The sequence below is a fragment of the Serratia sp. H1w genome, from assembly GCF_000633355.1.
Taxonomy (GTDB): Bacteria; Pseudomonadota; Gammaproteobacteria; order Enterobacterales; family Enterobacteriaceae; genus Chania.
The window spans coordinates 1-15,055 of record NZ_AYMQ01000089.1 but is presented as its reverse complement, the minus strand read 5'-3'; the positions used below and the strand labels follow the sequence as shown (position 1 = coordinate 15,055).

Annotated in this window: 17 protein-coding genes and 1 riboswitch; of the genes, 6 read left to right on the top strand and 11 right to left on the bottom strand. The window is 56.0% G+C overall.

Features of this window, described 5'->3' with window-relative positions; all coding sequences use genetic code 11:
* Nucleotides 1-47: 47 nt before the first annotated feature.
* From U869_RS0120285 to U869_RS0120245, 9 genes are all read right to left on the bottom strand, one after another.
* The gene (locus tag U869_RS0120285) at nucleotides 48-332 is read right to left on the bottom strand and encodes a helix-turn-helix domain-containing protein (protein WP_025121553.1); all 285 of its coding nucleotides are present in this window, start codon (nucleotides 330-332) and stop codon (nucleotides 48-50) included.
* Nucleotides 322-642 carry a type II toxin-antitoxin system RelE/ParE family toxin gene (locus U869_RS0120280; RefSeq protein ID WP_025121554.1) on the bottom strand — a complete coding sequence of 107 codons (321 nt, stop codon included), beginning with the start codon at nucleotides 640-642 and terminating at the stop codon, nucleotides 322-324. Before U869_RS0120280 ends, U869_RS0120285 begins: the two co-directional genes overlap by 11 nt.
* Nucleotides 643-896: 254 nt before the next feature.
* The gene (gene thiH / locus U869_RS0120275; RefSeq protein ID WP_025121555.1) at nucleotides 897-2,060 is read right to left on the bottom strand and encodes a 2-iminoacetate synthase ThiH; all 1,164 of its coding nucleotides are present in this window, start codon (nucleotides 2,058-2,060) and stop codon (nucleotides 897-899) included.
* Nucleotides 2,060-2,839: a thiazole synthase gene (locus tag U869_RS0120270; protein WP_025121556.1), complete on the bottom strand. Its 780-nt coding sequence runs from the start codon at nucleotides 2,837-2,839 to the stop codon at nucleotides 2,060-2,062. Before U869_RS0120270 ends, thiH begins: the two co-directional genes overlap by 1 nt.
* A 1-nt stretch (nucleotide 2,840) precedes the next feature.
* Nucleotides 2,841-3,041 carry a sulfur carrier protein ThiS gene (gene thiS, locus U869_RS0120265; protein ID WP_025121557.1) on the bottom strand — a complete coding sequence of 67 codons (201 nt, stop codon included), beginning with the start codon at nucleotides 3,039-3,041 and terminating at the stop codon, nucleotides 2,841-2,843.
* Entirely contained in the window at nucleotides 3,038-3,787 is a 750-nt protein-coding gene (locus U869_RS0120260; protein ID WP_025121558.1) for a HesA/MoeB/ThiF family protein, read from the bottom strand. The genes thiS and U869_RS0120260 overlap by 4 nt, the downstream gene beginning before the upstream one ends.
* Before the next feature lie 4 nt (nucleotides 3,788-3,791).
* Nucleotides 3,792-4,430, bottom strand: a complete 639-nt coding sequence (gene thiE, locus U869_RS0120255) for a thiamine phosphate synthase (protein ID WP_025121559.1) — start codon at nucleotides 4,428-4,430, stop codon at nucleotides 3,792-3,794.
* The gene (gene thiC / locus U869_RS0120250; protein WP_025121560.1) at nucleotides 4,423-6,366 is read right to left on the bottom strand and encodes a phosphomethylpyrimidine synthase ThiC; all 1,944 of its coding nucleotides are present in this window, start codon (nucleotides 6,364-6,366) and stop codon (nucleotides 4,423-4,425) included. The genes thiE and thiC overlap by 8 nt, the downstream gene beginning before the upstream one ends.
* 117 nt (nucleotides 6,367-6,483) lie before the next feature.
* Nucleotides 6,484-6,606: riboswitch (TPP riboswitch) on the bottom strand.
* Between the two features lie 38 nt (nucleotides 6,607-6,644).
* Nucleotides 6,645-7,157: an Rsd/AlgQ family anti-sigma factor gene (locus tag U869_RS0120245; protein WP_025121561.1), complete on the bottom strand. Its 513-nt coding sequence runs from the start codon at nucleotides 7,155-7,157 to the stop codon at nucleotides 6,645-6,647.
* A 104-nt stretch (nucleotides 7,158-7,261) separates the two neighbouring features.
* On the opposite strand from U869_RS0120245, the gene nudC reads away from it, so the two are divergent.
* From nudC to U869_RS0120215, 6 genes are all read left to right on the top strand, one after another.
* Nucleotides 7,262-8,029 (top strand): NAD(+) diphosphatase, encoded by a 768-nt coding sequence (nudC, locus tag U869_RS0120240; RefSeq protein ID WP_025121562.1) that lies wholly within the window; start codon nucleotides 7,262-7,264, stop codon nucleotides 8,027-8,029.
* 37 nt (nucleotides 8,030-8,066) lie between these two features.
* A complete protein-coding gene (hemE, locus tag U869_RS0120235; protein ID WP_021808058.1) occupies nucleotides 8,067-9,131 on the top strand; it encodes a uroporphyrinogen decarboxylase in 1,065 nt (354 codons plus the stop codon).
* Between the two features lie 16 nt (nucleotides 9,132-9,147).
* Nucleotides 9,148-9,834, top strand: a complete 687-nt coding sequence (nfi, locus tag U869_RS0120230; protein ID WP_025121563.1) for a deoxyribonuclease V — start codon at nucleotides 9,148-9,150, stop codon at nucleotides 9,832-9,834.
* A gap of 48 nt (nucleotides 9,835-9,882) precedes the next feature.
* Nucleotides 9,883-10,473, top strand: a complete 591-nt coding sequence (locus U869_RS0120225) for a YjaG family protein (RefSeq protein WP_025121564.1) — start codon at nucleotides 9,883-9,885, stop codon at nucleotides 10,471-10,473.
* Nucleotides 10,474-10,662: 189 nt separating this feature from the next.
* The gene (gene hupA, locus U869_RS0120220) at nucleotides 10,663-10,938 is read left to right on the top strand and encodes a nucleoid-associated protein HU-alpha (RefSeq protein WP_024914152.1); all 276 of its coding nucleotides are present in this window, start codon (nucleotides 10,663-10,665) and stop codon (nucleotides 10,936-10,938) included.
* A 67-nt stretch (nucleotides 10,939-11,005) separates the two neighbouring features.
* Nucleotides 11,006-11,644 carry a DUF1481 domain-containing protein gene (locus U869_RS0120215; RefSeq protein ID WP_029987737.1) on the top strand — a complete coding sequence of 213 codons (639 nt, stop codon included), beginning with the start codon at nucleotides 11,006-11,008 and terminating at the stop codon, nucleotides 11,642-11,644.
* A 50-nt stretch (nucleotides 11,645-11,694) separates the two neighbouring features.
* Here the strand turns inward: U869_RS0120215 and purD are convergent, their stop codons facing one another.
* Both purD and purH read right to left on the bottom strand, forming a co-directional pair.
* Nucleotides 11,695-12,978 carry a phosphoribosylamine--glycine ligase gene (gene purD / locus U869_RS0120210; protein WP_025121566.1) on the bottom strand — a complete coding sequence of 428 codons (1,284 nt, stop codon included), beginning with the start codon at nucleotides 12,976-12,978 and terminating at the stop codon, nucleotides 11,695-11,697.
* Nucleotides 12,979-13,027: 49 nt separating this feature from the next.
* Nucleotides 13,028-14,617 carry a bifunctional phosphoribosylaminoimidazolecarboxamide formyltransferase/IMP cyclohydrolase gene (gene purH, locus U869_RS0120205; RefSeq protein ID WP_025121567.1) on the bottom strand — a complete coding sequence of 530 codons (1,590 nt, stop codon included), beginning with the start codon at nucleotides 14,615-14,617 and terminating at the stop codon, nucleotides 13,028-13,030.
* Nucleotides 14,618-15,055: the final 438 nt, after the last annotated feature.

The following is a 15,055-nucleotide window of genomic DNA, read 5'->3' as shown; positions in this document are numbered from 1 at the left end:
TTATGTACAGTGCCTCATAAGGAAAAAGGTTGCATGAGCGAGTGCTGTTAAACAAGGGACAATTTAATGCGCATTCCACAAGCCGCTGCATAGCGTTGCAAAGTGGAGAAGCTAGCATTTGCAACGTTCCTCTCCAGCCGACTCACTGCGGGTTGGCTGACCCCCATTCGTACAGCGATCTCTGTGCTTGTCAGGCCTGACTTAGACTTCATCTCGATCAGCACTGCGCGAAGTTCCTCTTCTCGGCTTTCTTCCTCGTAGGCTTTTTTTACCTCAGGATTAGCAAGAGCTTTGGCCTTAACGTCTGAAAATTTGATACCTTTAACTGTCATCTTTCAGGTCCTCCCATCTTGACTTCGCCAGGGCTATTTCGGCTTTCGGGGTCTTAGGGGATTTCTTTATAAACGTTCTTAAGATGTAGATCTTACGTCTTTTCGCATAAGCAAAAAACGTTCTGGTTAGGTCCTTTCGGCCAACACGTAACTCAAACAATCCACCTTCGATAATACTCGTGTCTGGATATCTTAGTTCCGGTCCTGTAGCTTCCAGCTTTTCAAGTCCTTTAAGAGCCTTGGCCTGCATAACAGGTTCGAGTTCATAAATTTCGCTCTCTGCCTCGGGGTGGAATATCAATTCATACATATAAGCCCCCACAGGTTAATAGTCAACATAACTTATGGGTTATAATAACTCATAAGTTATATTCTATGGGTGAGCCCAATCAAGGAACCGGAAACGTGCGGCCAGTCTCCGCACGCTCCGGCGTTTGGTAAGCAAGGCTATCAGAGGGGAAGATAACCTTGGCTGGCTAGGTTCCGTTAGCCAACATCGCCACTATAACGGTGCCGTTTTAGGGCGCCAGCTTGGCTTTATTGCTTTGCGTAGTGTTTCCAGCACTATTGGTTAGACGGTGCAACCGTTGCAGGCGGTTGCGTAGTGCGTCCCAGATAATCATCCCAATCTTTCCACACCGGCTGTAACCCGGCGCCACTAATGGCTTGTGCCACCTGCTGCGGCGTCCGGCTGTCGTGCGGTTCGAACTGTTCCAGCTCTGGTGGTACATCGTCGGCGTAGCCGCCCGGCTGGGTTTTCGAACCGGCGCTGACGCTGTTGATGGCCACCGGGATCATATGATCGCGGAAGAAGGCCGACTCCCGGGTAGATAATGAAAGTTCCACGTCGGGGGCAAATAGCCGGAAAGCGCAGATCAACTGCACCAATTGCGATTCGCTCATGATCGAGGCTGGTTCAATGCCACCGGCGCAGGGTCGTAGGCGGGGGAACGAGATTGAGTAACGGCTCTGCCAATAGGTCTGCTGTAGATAGAACAGATGCTCCGCCAACAGATAGCAGTCCGTACGCCAACTGCTGGAAAGCCCGATCAGCGCGCCGAGGCCGATCTTATCGATCCCGGCGCGGCCCAATCGATCCGGCGTACTCAGCCGCCAGTGGAAATCCTGTTTCTGTCCACGCAGATGATGCTGCTGATAGGTCGCCGGGTGGTAGGTTTCCTGATAGACCAGCACCCCGTCCAGCCCAAGGGTTTTCAGCTCGGCATAGTCTTGCTGCGCCAGGGGCTGCACCTCCATCATCAGCGAGCTGAAATGGCGGCGAATGGCGGGAATATGCTGGCGGAAGTAATCCATACCGACCTTGCGCTGATGTTCTCCGGCTACCAGCAGCAGATGCTCAAATCCTAACGCCTTGATGGCCGCGCATTCCCGTTCGATCTCTGCCGCATCCAGCGTTTTGCGCTTGAGGTGATTACTCATCGAAAAGCCGCAGTAGGTACAATCGTTGGCGCACAGGTTGGATAGGTATAGCGGCACATAAAAACTCACCACATTGCCGAAACGCTGGCGGGTGAGTTGTTGCGCTCGTTGCGCCAGGGGCTCCAGATAAGCGGCGGCGGCAGGGGAGATGAGCGCCATAAAATCTTCCCGCGTCGGCTTGGCGCTATGCAAAGCCTGCTCAACATCACGTGCCGTTTTGCTGTTAATGCGCAGCGTCAGGTCGTTCCAATCCCAGCCAGATAAACGCTCGCTAAAATCATCGGCCATCAGAGTGCCTCCTCTGAATGGCTGAGGAACGCCGTCAGCGGGCTGGAGGCCGTGGCAATCGTCTGGCGGCTGCCGAGTCCGGCGTTACGTGCCAGCTCACCGGCTTCCAACGCCAAGCGGAAAGCCTGAGCCATTTGCAGCGGATCGCGGGCCACGGCGATGGCGGTATTGACCAGTACCGCATCGGCTCCCAGCTCCATCGCCTCTAATGCATGGCTGGGGGCACCGATCCCGGCGTCAATGACTACCGGAACCTTGGCCTGTTCAATAATGATCTCCAGAAAGTCACGGGTCAGTAATCCACGGTTAGAACCGATCGGGGCACCGAGCGGCATCACGGCGGCACAGCCCACTTCCTCCAACCGTTTGCACAACACCGGATCGGCGCCGCAGTAAGGCAGCACCACAAAACCTTCCTTGACCAGGATCTCTGCTGCCTTGAGCGTTTCGATTGGGTCAGGCAGCAGGTATTTCACCTCAGGATGAATTTCCAGTTTCACCCAGTGGGTGCCCAGCGCCTCGCGTGCCAGCCGGGCAGCGAATACGGCTTCCTCTGCCGTCTTCGCCCCAGAGGTGTTGGGCAGTAGTTTTACGCCCAACCGTTGCAGCGGTGCCAGAATGGCGTCGTTACCGCCGCGCAGATCGACGCGTTTCATTGCCATGGTTACCAGCTGCGAGCCGGAAGCCTGTAGCGCGGCCAGCATTAACTCGGGCGTGGCGAATTTCCCGGTGCCGGTAAACAGGCGTGAAGTAAAAGTGGTATCGGCGATTTTCAGCATGTCAGCCTCCGGCAATCGCTTGAAACAGCAAGATATCATCACCGTCCTGCACCTGACGGGTTGCCCAGTCACCGCGTGGAATGATGACCTGATTGATCGCTAATGCACTGCCTGGCTGGTGGCGCTCTAACTGCTCAAGCAACGCCTGAACGCTCAGCGGTTGTGCCAGCTCCAGTGGTTGGTCATTCAGCGTAATCTTCATGCTGGCCCCCCACAGACGGGACAGGTACTGGCCTTGCTCAGTTGCAAGGTGCTCCAGCTTTGCTGTTTGCCGTCGAACAAACGCAGCTTGCCGCTGAGGGAGGAGGGCATCCCGGCCAGCATTTTGATGGCTTCCAGCGCCTGAAGCGTGCCGATCACACCGACGACCGGGCCAAGTACGCCTGCGGTGCGACAGTTACGCTGTGGTTCGGCTTGCTCGGGGTAGAGGCAGGCATAACAACCGTGGGCATAAGGCGGTTCGATAACCAGTAACTGGCCGCTGAACCCGACCGCGCTGCCGCTGATCAACGGCACATTGGCAGCGATGCAGGCGGCATTGACCGCATGGCGGGTCGCCATATTGTCGCTGCAATCGAGCACCAGATCGGCACGGGTCACGGCATCGTTCAGCGTTGCACCTTGCAGGCGTTGCTCCAGCGCGATCGACTCCACCAGAGGGTTCAGCGCCTGTAAATGATCCTGCGCCAGTTGAGCCTTACTGGCGGCGATATCGCCGGTGCGATACAGAATTTGCCGTTGCAGATTGGTGAGGTGTAGTTGGTCATCATCGGCCAACAGCAGCGTACCCACGCCAGCGGCAGCCAGATACAGCGCCGCCGGGGAACCTAAGCCCCCTAATCCGACGATCAGCACCGTGGCGTGCTTTAGCTTTTCCTGCCCCTCGGGGCCGACGTCTTCCAGCAGCAACTGGCGGCTGTAGCGCAGAAACTCTTGATCATTGAGCATCGCATTACTCCTTGCCTTCAATCAGTTGCAGCAACGTTGCCGTGGCGGCACGCCAGTCCGCAGCCTGGGTGATGGCGCTGACCACGGCTACGCTGCCAACGCCGCACTCCAGCACGGCGGGAACGCGATCGATACTGATCCCACCAATGGCTACCGTTGGGTACTGCGGTATTCCGGCGACGTGGCGTTGCAACTCGGCGAGGCCTTGAGGCTCGGAAGGCATGTCCTTGGTTTGCGTGGGGAAGATATGCCCCAGCGCGATATAGGAAGGTTTGACGGCAATTGCCCGGGCCAGTTCGGCGTCGTCATGGGTGGAAACGCCCAGACGTAACCCTGCTCGATGGATGGCAGCCAGATCGGTAGTAGCCAAATCCTCCTGCCCCAAGTGAACGCCGTAGGCATCATGCTTAATCGCCAGCCGCCAGTAATCATTGATAAACAGCCGTGCCTGATAGTGTTTGCCAAGGGCGATGGCGGCGGCAATATCGGCCTCCACCTGTTCATCGGGCAGATCTTTGATGCGTAATTGGATGGTGGTGACGCCTGCCTCCAGCAGGCGGGCGATCCATTCAACGCTGTCGACGACCGGGTATAAACCCAGCTTGTGTGGCGTTGCGGGGAAGGGCGTAGTGAGGTTAGTCATTGTTCACCTCTTCCTGCAAGTTGGCTGCGCTATGGTACAGCTCGCTACCGCGTGAGCGGAATTCGGCAGACATTTTCTCCATGCCGGTCAGTTGTACTTCGATCGGCTTGGCAGCCTCCTGTGCGGCGGCATAGTCGCGGACTTCCTGGGAAATTTTCATTGAACAGAACTTTGGTCCGCACATCGAGCAGAAGTGGGCGATCTTGCCGGATTCCTGCGGCAGTGTTTCGTCGTGATAGGCACGGGCGGTTTGTGGATCCAGCGCCAGGTTGAACTGATCTTCCCAACGGAATTCAAAGCGCGCCTTGGACATGGCGTTATCGCGGATCTGTGCGCCTGGATGGCCTTTCGCCAGATCGGCGGCGTGAGCGGCGATCTTGTAGGTGATTAGCCCCTGTTTGACATCTTCCTTGTTCGGCAAGCCCAGGTGTTCTTTTGGCGTCACGTAGCAAAGCATCGCGCAGCCGAACCAGCCGATCATCGCCGCGCCGATCCCGGAGGTGAAATGGTCGTAACCTGGTGCGATATCGGTGGTCAATGGCCCAAGCGTATAAAACGGCGCTTCATGGCAGTGCTCCAGTTCTTCAGTCATGTTGCGGCGGATCATCTGCATCGGCACGTGGCCTGGGCCTTCGATCATCACCTGTACGTCATATTCCCAGGCAATCTTGGTCAGTTCGCCCAGTGTGTGCAGTTCGGCGAATTGCGCTTCGTCGTTGGCATCCTGGATCGAGCCTGGGCGCAGGCCGTCGCCGAGTGACAGTGAAACATCGTAGGCGGCGCAAATTTCGCAGATCTCACGGAAGTGCTGATAAAGGAAGTTTTCCTGATGATGCGACAGACACCACTTCGCCATGATCGAACCGCCACGGGAGACGATGCCGGTCAGGCGTTTGGCGGTCATCGGCACATAGCGCAGTAAGACCCCGGCGTGAATGGTGAAGTAATCGACTCCTTGCTCGGCCTGTTCCAGCAGGGTATCGCGGAACATCTCCCAGGTCAGGTTCTCGGCCACGCCGTTCACTTTCTCCAGCGCCTGATAGATCGGCACCGTACCAATCGGCACCGGGCTGTTGCGCAGGATCCATTCGCGGGTTTCGTGGATATAGCGGCCAGTAGAGAGATCCATCACGGTGTCGGCACCCCAGCGGGTTGACCACACCAGTTTTTCGACTTCTTCCTCGATCGAGGAAGTGACCGCCGAGTTGCCGATGTTGGCATTCACCTTCACCAGGAAATTACGGCCAATAATCATCGGCTCGGATTCCGGGTGGTTGATGTTGGCGGGGATGATGGCGCGGCCAGCGGCCACTTCCTGGCGGACAAACTCCGGCGTGATGTTTTCCGGCAGGTTAGCGCCCCAGCTTTGGCCAGGATGCTGATGACGCAGCACTTCACCACGAATGCGTTCACGGCCCATATTTTCGCGGATGGCGATAAACTCCATCTCTGGTGTGACAATACCGGCGCGGGCATAGTGCAGTTGAGTCACGCATTTCCCCGGCAGGGCCTTACGGGGCAGCGGCAGGTGTTCAAAACGCAGATGGTCTAGGCCTTCATCGGCCAGACGCTGCTGGGTGAAGCCGGAGCTAACGCCGCTCAACGTTGCCGTATCGGCACGTTCTACGATCCAGCCCGCACGAATTTTTTCCAATCCCTTATGTACGTCGAGCACGGCTTGCGGATCGCCGTACGGGCCTGCGGTGTCATATACCGGAATGGCTTCGTTCTGCTCATACTGCGGCTGGTCTTTACTGCCGCCGATCAGCGTTGGGCTGAGTTGGATTTCACGCATCGGCACCTGAATATCACTGCGTGAGCCAGCGAGATAGATCCGTTGTGAGTTGGGGAAGGTTACGCCTTGCAGAGAGTCGATAAAGTTTTGCGCGGCCTCGCGTTGTTGTTTACGGGCACGAGGTTGGTTCACGGTAGACATAGCAAATTCCTATCAGTGTAGTGATGTAGGGAAAATTGCTTGTCTGGAGCTCGGAGGGAGTAATGATGGTAGCCGGTAAGGCAGGCGCAGCCCCTGACGGGAGCATCTTGCCTATGGCGATAGATTACTCTTGTTCCCTTCGCGGGTATTAACCCGATCAGGTTCCGCGGATCCCGAATTAACGGTCTCAGCCTGGCTGATTTAAGGCAATATCAGCGCTAGGCACTCCGACAAGAGCCCTCAGTATAAGAGGGAGTACAAAAACTACAACCCCCGCATTAGGCAGGATGTGGCAGAGACTCAGTATTGTTGCTCCCCGGTTGGCCCTGCTGCCAGGTTTCTGCCGCCAGTTGGATCAACTGATCTTCCAAAGCGAAACGCGAGGCCAAGGCTTCGCCAATGTCTGACAACGCCTGATTGAGTTCGACACACACATCATCGATATCGGCTTCGGTATAGCGGTCATGGAACTCCATCACGGTTTCGGTATTGGCCTGTAATTTCGGATAGAACTTGGTGGTCAGCGCCATTTTTGGGCTGGCGGAACCCTCCACTTGTTTGATAATTTTGTCATAAATGTGAAAATGTCCGGCAGAGAGATAATCCACCAGATTATGGCAAAAGTTCTCCAGCGCTTTTTCGTTCAGCGGCGTATGCTTTTCTTTGTTGGGTTTAATGCCGACCAAACTGCAATAGGCAACCAGCTGCTGCTTGCGTGCCTGCAACCATTGATCGACTAATTCATTACTGCCACCAACGCGCTGAGTCAGGCTTTCCAATCGGTTGAGCATGGTTGACTCCGTGTGTAAGAGAAAAGAGAAAGAAAAGTAAGTTAATAAAATGTAACAAAGACCATTCCTAGATTGCCAGTGAAGCAGAGGTTGTGCAACAACATATGGAACTTGCATTAACGGGTAACGAAAACGGCTGGTGGATCGTCAGCCATGAAAGCAAAATTTGGTTACCAAACGGTGAATTACCCTTTGGTTCTGCCGCATTTTTTTCCTTACAAGGCCGCTCGGCTCGGCAGATTGGTGAATGGGAGGGGGCAACGGTCTGGCTGGTGCGCCAACCCATGGCCAAAGATATGGGCTCGGTGCGGCAATTGCTCAGCCTCGATCGCGGGCTGTTCCAGCTGGCCGGGCGCGGTGTGCAACTGGCCGACTTTTATCGCTCGCATCAGTTCTGCGGCTACTGTGGCCATGAAATGCACCTCAGCCGCACGGAAAGTGCCTGCCTGTGTAATCACTGCCGTGAACGTTATTACCCGCAGATTGCCCCTTGCGTGATTGTCGCTATCCGCCGCAATGACGAGATCCTGCTGGCACAGCATGTGCGCCATCGCGGCGGTATTCATACCGTGCTGGCCGGTTTTGTCGAGGTGGGTGAAACGCTGGAAAGTGCCGTGGCGCGCGAGGTCATGGAAGAGAGCAATATCGCCATCACCAACCTGCGTTATGTCACCTCGCAGCCTTGGCCGTTCCCCCATTCGCTGATGATGGCGTTTATGGCGGAGTATCACAGTGGTGAACTGCGTCACGATCCGAAAGAGTTGCTCAATGCGGGCTGGTATCGCTATGACCAATTGCCTATGCTGCCACCTCCAGGTACCGTGGCGCGCCGTCTGATCGAGGACACCGTGGCGCTGTGCCGGGCAGAATAAGGTACAATGGCGGCAGATAATCAAGGGAGCCCAAGAAATGAATGAGTTGAAGAACGATCGCTACCTGCGCGCGCTGTTGCGCCAACCGGTAGATCTCACCCCTGTATGGATGATGCGCCAGGCCGGTCGTTATTTGCCAGAGTACAAAGCCACCCGTGCTCAGGCCGGGGATTTCATGTCGTTGTGCAAAAACGCCGAACTGGCCTGCGAGGTGACCTTACAGCCTCTGCGCCGTTATGCGCTGGACGCCGCCATCCTGTTCTCCGACATTCTCACCATTCCTGATGCCATGGGGCTTGGGCTCTACTTCGAGACTGGGGAAGGTCCGCGTTTCTCTTCACCAATCACCTGTCGTGCCGACGTAGAGAAGTTACCAGCGTTCGATCCGGAAGATGAACTGGGCTATGTGATGAACGCGGTGCGCACTATCCGCCGTGAGCTGAAGGGTGAAGTACCGCTGATTGGTTTCTCCGGTAGCCCGTGGACGTTGGCGACCTATATGGTCGAAGGCGGCAGCAGCAAGGCGTTCACCAAGCTGAAGAAAATGATGTACGCCGAGCCGCAGACGCTGCACCTGCTGCTGGATAAGCTGGCGGACAGCGTCATTCTTTATCTCAACGCCCAGATCAAGGCTGGTGCGCAGTCCGTGATGGTGTTCGACACCTGGGGCGGCGTGCTGACGGGCCGTGATTACCGCGAATTCTCGCTGCACTACATGCATAAAATTGTCGATGGTCTGCTGCGTGAAAACGACGGACGCCGCGTGCCGGTGACGTTGTTCACCAAAGGCGGCGGCCAGTGGCTGGAAGCGATGGCGGCCACCGGTTGCGATGCGCTGGGCCTGGACTGGACTACCGATATTGCCGATGCGCGCCGCCGCGTGGGCGATAAAGTCGCTCTGCAAGGCAACATGGACCCTTCGATGCTGTATGCGGCACCGGAGCGCATTGCCCAGGAAGTGGAAACCATTCTGGCCGGGTTTGGCCAGGGCGAAGGTCACGTATTTAACCTTGGCCACGGCATTCATCAGGATGTGCCACCGGAACATGCCGGTGCGTTCGTTGAAGCGGTGCATGCGTTGTCGGCCAAATACCACCGCTAAACCGCAAGGAGACGCTGTGATAGATACTCAGGCTCTGCGCGCCGAACAGTTACGGCGCGCCGGGGAAGTCATTCGTCACGATGATTTTCTGCAAGACCCACCGGCGTTTATTGCCGGTGCGGACGTCGGTTTTGAGCAAGAGGGCGCGGTTACACGCGCCGCCATTGCTATCCTGCGCTATCCTTCACTGGAACTGGTGGAGTATCAGATCGCCCGTATCAGTACCACCATGCCCTATATCCCCGGTTTTCTCTCGTTTCGCGAGTATCCGGCGTTGATCGCCGCCTGGGAACAGCTGCAACAGAAACCTGACCTGATCTTCGTCGATGGCCACGGCATTTCCCATCCAAGGCGCTTGGGGGTTGCCAGCCACTTTGGCCTGCTGGTGGACGTACCGACCATTGGCGTGGCGAAGAAGCGTTTATGTGGTAAATTTTCCCCGCTGGACGCTACCGTTGGCTCGCTGGCCGCGCTTGAGGATAAGGGCGAACAGCTGGGATGGGTATGGCGCAGCAAGGAACGTTGTAACCCGCTGTTTATTGCTACGGGCCATCGTGTTGGCACCGACAGCGCCCTGGCCTGGGTACAGCGCTGTATGGCAGGCTACCGCTTGCCGGAACCTACGCGTTGGGCCGATGCCATAGCTTCACGCCGTCCGGCCTTTATACGCTGGCTACAGCAGCATCCGGAGGTGTCGCAATGAGCGATTTCGGGTACACTGCGCGGCAGATAACGAGTAAGAGAGTAGACCATGCTACGTAACCCGATCCATTTACGCTTGGAAAAGCTGGAAAGCTGGCAGCATTTGACCTTTATGGCCTGCCTGTGCGAGCGTATGTACCCGAATTACCAGATGTTCTGTCTACAGACGGAGTTTGGCGACCCGGCGGTTTATCGCCGCATCCTGGATCTGATCTGGGAAACGCTGGTGGTGAAAGACGCCAAGGTCAACTTCGACAGCCAGCTGGAGAAGTTGGAAGAGGCGATCCCGTCGGCAGAAGATTACGATCTTTACGGCGTTTACCCGGCAATCGATGCCTGTATCGCATTAGGGGAACTGATCCATTCGCGCCTCAGCGGTGAAACGCTGGAGCACGCCATTGCCATCAGCGAAACCTCAATTCGCACCGTGGCGATGTTGGAAATGACCCAGGCCGGTAAAGAAATGACCGACGAAGAGCTGAAAATTCTGCCTGCCGTTGAGGAAGAATGGGACATTCAATGGGAGATTTTCCGCCTGTTGGCTGCCTGCGAAGAGCGTGATCTGGATCTGATCAAAGGGTTACGATCTGACCTGCGCGAGGCCGCGGTAAGTAACATTGGGATAAATTTAACGCAATAAGGCAAGAAAACGTGATTTAACGTCTGATTTGTCGTGCCTTAAGGCTTCACATCCGCACCCTGTCTGGTCTACATTTGGGGGGCGAAAAAAAAGTGGCTATCGGTGCGTGTATGCAGGAGAGTGCTGTCCATCGGCATATCCGTCGCACTCGATGCTTTGCAAACGATAAACACACTGTAAGGATAACTTATGAACAAGACTCAACTGATTGATGTAATCGCAGACAAGGCTGACCTTTCTAAAGCTCAAGCTAAGCTGGCTCTGGAATCAACCCTGGCTGCCATTACTGAGTCTCTGAAAGAAGGTGATGCAGTACAATTGGTTGGTTTCGGTACTTTCAAGGTAAACCATCGTAGCGAGCGCACTGGCCGCAACCCACAGACTGGTAAAGAAATCAAAATCGCAGCCGCTAACGTGCCTGCGTTCGTTTCTGGTAAAGCACTGAAAGACGCGGTTAAGTCTTAATCGCGTGTTGCAGAAAGGTTTAAACAGGGGGGCGTCGGCGCCCCTTTTGTTTATTCAACGGGCACTCATGGCGGTTACGGTTGTCGCTGCCTTGAGTGCTTGTAGTTTCCGGTCTGCCCCACCGACCTTTACCGCCAGCGGCTTTGTGGCCGATCAGGGGGTAATGCGAGTGTGGCGTCTGGATGACGGCCAGCAGCAGCCTGTGGCGCTGTTGAGTGTCTACAGCCCTTATCGCGGGCCAGGCACCGTCTCTACGCTGTATGAATATCAGAATGGTGTGCTGTACCAAATCAAACGCACCGATGCGGATGGTGATCGCGATTCCATTCAGCTGCGTTTCACCGCCAACGGTACGGTCAGCTTTATGCAACGCCAACTGGCTACCCAACGTCAGAAGCTCTCCAGCGATGAAATCGTGCTCTACCAATATCAGGCGCGGCGGATGCTGGAAGTGAGCGATGCGCTTAATGCCGGCCGGGTACGGTTGTTACAAGGGCACTGGCAACAAGGCGCAGTGAAGCTGTGCAACGGCGAAGTCGTGAAACCGGGTCTGGACCAACAGGCCGAAGAGTGGATCGCACGGCGTGCGGCCAACAGCAGTCAGCCAGTGAGTGTAGCCTGGTTGGATGGGCCGGAAGGTCGTGAGCTGTTACTGGTGGCCAATAGCGACTTCTGCAGTTGGGAACCCACCAAAGATACCCTGTAGCCAATAAAAAAGGCCCTGCGAACAGAGCCTGAATTTAACGGGGCCGCCGATTACTGCTCGCGTGCGATAGCGCGGTAGCCAATATCCTTGCGGCAGAAACTGCCCTGCCACTGAATACCTTCCGCTAACTGATAGGCTAACTGCTGAGCTTGTGCCACCGTTGCGCCCAATGCCGTCACGCACAGAACGCGCCCGCCGTTGGTCACAACGTCATTGCCTTGCATACGCGTACCGGCATGGAACACTTTGCCGTTGGCGTCTTCATGCTGAGGTAAGCCGTGGATCACATCCCCTTGGCGATAATCCGCAGGGTAACCACCCGCAGCCAACACGACGCCAAGGGCAGGGCGTTCGTCCCACTCGGAAGTCTTTTCACCCAGTTTACCTTCAGCCCCTGCCAGGCAGAGCTCAACCAGATCGGAGCGCAGACGCAGCATGATTGGCTGGGTTTCCGGATCGCCAAAGCGGCAGTTGAATTCGATTACCTTGGGCTGCCCGTCGGCAGAAATCATCAGGCCTGCGTACAGGAAACCGACATAGGTGTTACCTTCCGCTGCCATGCCGCGAACGGTTGGCCAGATCACTTGGTCCATCACGCGCTGGTGGATTTCATCCGTAACTACTGGCGCAGGGGAATAAGCGCCCATCCCACCGGTATTCGGGCCGGTATCGCCGTCACCTACGCGTTTATGATCCTGGCTGGTCGCCATCGGCACCACGTTTTCACCGTCTACCATGACGATAAAGCTGGCCTCTTCGCCATCAAGAAACTCCTCGATCACGATGCGGTGCCCGGCGTTGCCAAAAGCGTTGCCCGCCAGCATATCCTGGATCGCGTCTTCGGCTTCCTGCAACGTCATGGCGACGATCACACCTTTACCTGCTGCCAGACCGTCGGCCTTGATGACAATCGGTGCGCCTTGGCTACGTACATAGGCCAGTGCAGGTTCAACTTCGGTAAAGTTCTGGTAGCTGGCGCTAGGAATGGCGTGGCGTGCCAGGAAGTCTTTGGTGAAGGCTTTGGAGCCTTCAAGCTGTGCGGCGGCCTGTGAAGGGCCAAAGATTTTCAACCCGGCAGCCTGGAAGGCATCTACCACGCCGATCACTAATGGTGCTTCCGGGCCAACAATGGTCAGACCGATGGCATTGTCTTTGGCAAAGGCAATCAGCGCCGGAATATCGGTTGGGGCGATATCGACGTTGGTCAGATTGCTTTCCAGCGCGGTGCCCGCATTACCCGGTGCAACAAAGACCTTATCTGCCAATGGCGATTGGGCCGCTTTCCAGGCCAGCGCATGTTCACGCCCGCCGTTGCCAATAATTAGAATATTCATCAGGTGCTCCATAAACGGCGTGCGCACCTGGCGCACGCAGCAAAAAGGATTAATGGCGGAAGTGGCGCATGTCGGTAAAGATCATCGCGATGCCATGTTCGTTGGCTGCGGCAATCACTTCATCATCACGGATTGAACCTCCCGGTTGGATCACGCAAGTAATGCCAACGGCCGCTGCGGCATCAATGCCGTCACGGAACGGGAAGAAGGCGTCGGATGCCATGGCGGAGCCTTTGACTTCCAGGCCTTCGTCAGCGGCTTTGATCCCGGCGATCTTGGCGGAGTAAACGCGGCTCATCTGGCCGGCACCTATGCCGATGGTCATGTTGTCGCGGGCATAGACGATGGCATTGGATTTAACGAACTTGGCCACCTTCCAGCAGAACAGCGCATCACGCAGTTCCTGGGCAGTCGGCTGGCGTTCGGATACCACGCGCAAATCGGCTTCGGTCACCATACCCAGATCGCGGTCCTGCACCAACAGGCCACCGTTAACACGCTTGAAGTCCAGCCCGCTGACGCGCTGTTGCCATTGACCACAGGCCAGCACGCGCACGTTCTGTTTCGCCGCCAGCAGAGTGCGAGCTTCTTCGCTAATGCTTGGGGCGATGATCACCTCAACGAACTGACGGCTGATGATCGCCTGCGCCGTTTTGGCATCCAGCTCACGGTTGAAGGCGATGATACCGCCAAAGGCCGAGGTTGGATCGGTTTGATAGGCGCGCTCATAGGCGGCAAACAGGTTCTCACCAATCGCTACGCCACAAGGGTTGGCATGTTTGACGATCACGCAGGCCGGCTCGGCAAACTCTTTGACACATTCCAGCGCCGCATCGGTATCGGCGATGTTGTTGTAGGAAAGCGCTTTGCCCTGCAACTGGTCGGCGGTGGCAACGGAGGCCTCCTGCAAATTCTCTTCTATATAGAAGGCGGCTTGCTGGTGGCTGTTCTCACCGTAACGCATATCCTGCTTCTTGATGTAGTTGAGATTCAGCGTACGTGGGAAGCGGCCGGAAGGTTGTTCGGTCTCACCGTGATAAGCCGGTACCAAGGCACCGAAGTAGTTGGCGATCATGCTGTCATACGCGGCGGTATGCTCGAATGCCTTGATAGCCAGATCGAAACGGGTTGGGTACAACAGTGAACCGTTGTTGTTATCCATCTCGGTGATCACGGCGGCGTAGTCGCTGCTCTTGACCACGATGGCCACGTCTTTATGGTTCTTGGCAGCCGAGCGCACCATGGTTGGGCCACCGATATCGATATTCTCGACGGCGTCTTCCAGCGAGCAATCCGGACGTGCCACGGTTTGCGCGAAGGGATAGAGGTTTACCACCACCATATCGATTGGCTGGATCGCATGTTGTTCCATGATGGCATCATCCTGACCCCGGCGGCCCAGAATGCCACCGTGCACTTTCGGGTGCAGGGTTTTGACTCGTCCGTCCATCATCTCCGGGAAGCCGGTGTAGTCGGAAACTTCGGTAACAGGCAGACCGGCGTCGGCCAGCAGGCGGGCGGTGCCACCGGTGGAGAGTAGTTCGACGCCTCTCTGGGAGAGGGCTTCGGCAAATTCAACGATACCGGCTTTGTCGGACACGCTGAGCAGGGCCCGGCGGATTGGACGAGGTTGTTGCATGGTTTTATCCCTTGGCTTTGAGTCGCAATATAAGAGCGTTACGTGGATCTCCACCTTGTGGCTTCTTATATAGAGGAGATTTCTTCCTATATAGAGAAGGAAAGGAACAGATTCAGGTAGCGCCCCGGTAAAACGGGGATTGTTTCGTCGCGGGGAATTGTAGCGAAAACGTTTGCGTGGCGCTCGTAAATTTTCCATCCAAATGCGTTCTGTGGATAAGTTGGTGCATAACCGGGTATAAGGACGGGTTTTGCTGTGGAATGCAGCAAACGGTGTTTTTTGTTGAAAATACCTGTTGCGGCCTGCGTGGAACTCCCTATAATGCGCCTCCATCGACACGGAACATGTGAACAACTTCACGATGTATTCGAAGTTCGACAGAGAAAAAAACCTGAAAATTAGGGGTTGACTCTGAGAGAGGAAAGCGTAGTATACGCC

What these genes read in the sequence shown, in the direction of transcription:
- U869_RS0120285 (WP_025121553.1), bottom strand. Translation starts at nt 332, where the DNA reads ATGACAGTTAAAGGTATCAAATTTTCAGACGTTAAGGCCAAAGCTCTT.
- U869_RS0120280 (WP_025121554.1), bottom strand. Translation starts at nt 642, where the DNA reads ATGTATGAATTGATATTCCACCCCGAGGCAGAGAGCGAAATTTATGAA.
- thiH (WP_025121555.1), bottom strand. Translation starts at nt 2,060, where the DNA reads ATGGCCGATGATTTTAGCGAGCGTTTATCTGGCTGGGATTGGAACGAC.
- U869_RS0120270 (WP_025121556.1), bottom strand. Translation starts at nt 2,839, where the DNA reads ATGCTGAAAATCGCCGATACCACTTTTACTTCACGCCTGTTTACCGGC.
- thiS (WP_025121557.1), bottom strand. Translation starts at nt 3,041, where the DNA reads ATGAAGATTACGCTGAATGACCAACCACTGGAGCTGGCACAACCGCTG.
- U869_RS0120260 (WP_025121558.1), bottom strand. Translation starts at nt 3,787, where the DNA reads ATGCTCAATGATCAAGAGTTTCTGCGCTACAGCCGCCAGTTGCTGCTG.
- thiE (WP_025121559.1), bottom strand. Translation starts at nt 4,430, where the DNA reads ATGACTAACCTCACTACGCCCTTCCCCGCAACGCCACACAAGCTGGGT.
- thiC (WP_025121560.1), bottom strand. Translation starts at nt 6,366, where the DNA reads ATGTCTACCGTGAACCAACCTCGTGCCCGTAAACAACAACGCGAGGCC.
- U869_RS0120245 (WP_025121561.1), bottom strand. Translation starts at nt 7,157, where the DNA reads ATGCTCAACCGATTGGAAAGCCTGACTCAGCGCGTTGGTGGCAGTAAT.
- nudC (WP_025121562.1), top strand. Translation starts at nt 7,262, where the DNA reads ATGGAACTTGCATTAACGGGTAACGAAAACGGCTGGTGGATCGTCAGC.
- hemE (WP_021808058.1), top strand. Translation starts at nt 8,067, where the DNA reads ATGAATGAGTTGAAGAACGATCGCTACCTGCGCGCGCTGTTGCGCCAA.
- U869_RS0120225 (WP_025121564.1), top strand. Translation starts at nt 9,883, where the DNA reads ATGCTACGTAACCCGATCCATTTACGCTTGGAAAAGCTGGAAAGCTGG.
- hupA (WP_024914152.1), top strand. Translation starts at nt 10,663, where the DNA reads ATGAACAAGACTCAACTGATTGATGTAATCGCAGACAAGGCTGACCTT.
- U869_RS0120215 (WP_029987737.1), top strand. Translation starts at nt 11,006, where the DNA reads ATGGCGGTTACGGTTGTCGCTGCCTTGAGTGCTTGTAGTTTCCGGTCT.
- purD (WP_025121566.1), bottom strand. Translation starts at nt 12,978, where the DNA reads ATGAATATTCTAATTATTGGCAACGGCGGGCGTGAACATGCGCTGGCC.
- purH (WP_025121567.1), bottom strand. Translation starts at nt 14,617, where the DNA reads ATGCAACAACCTCGTCCAATCCGCCGGGCCCTGCTCAGCGTGTCCGAC.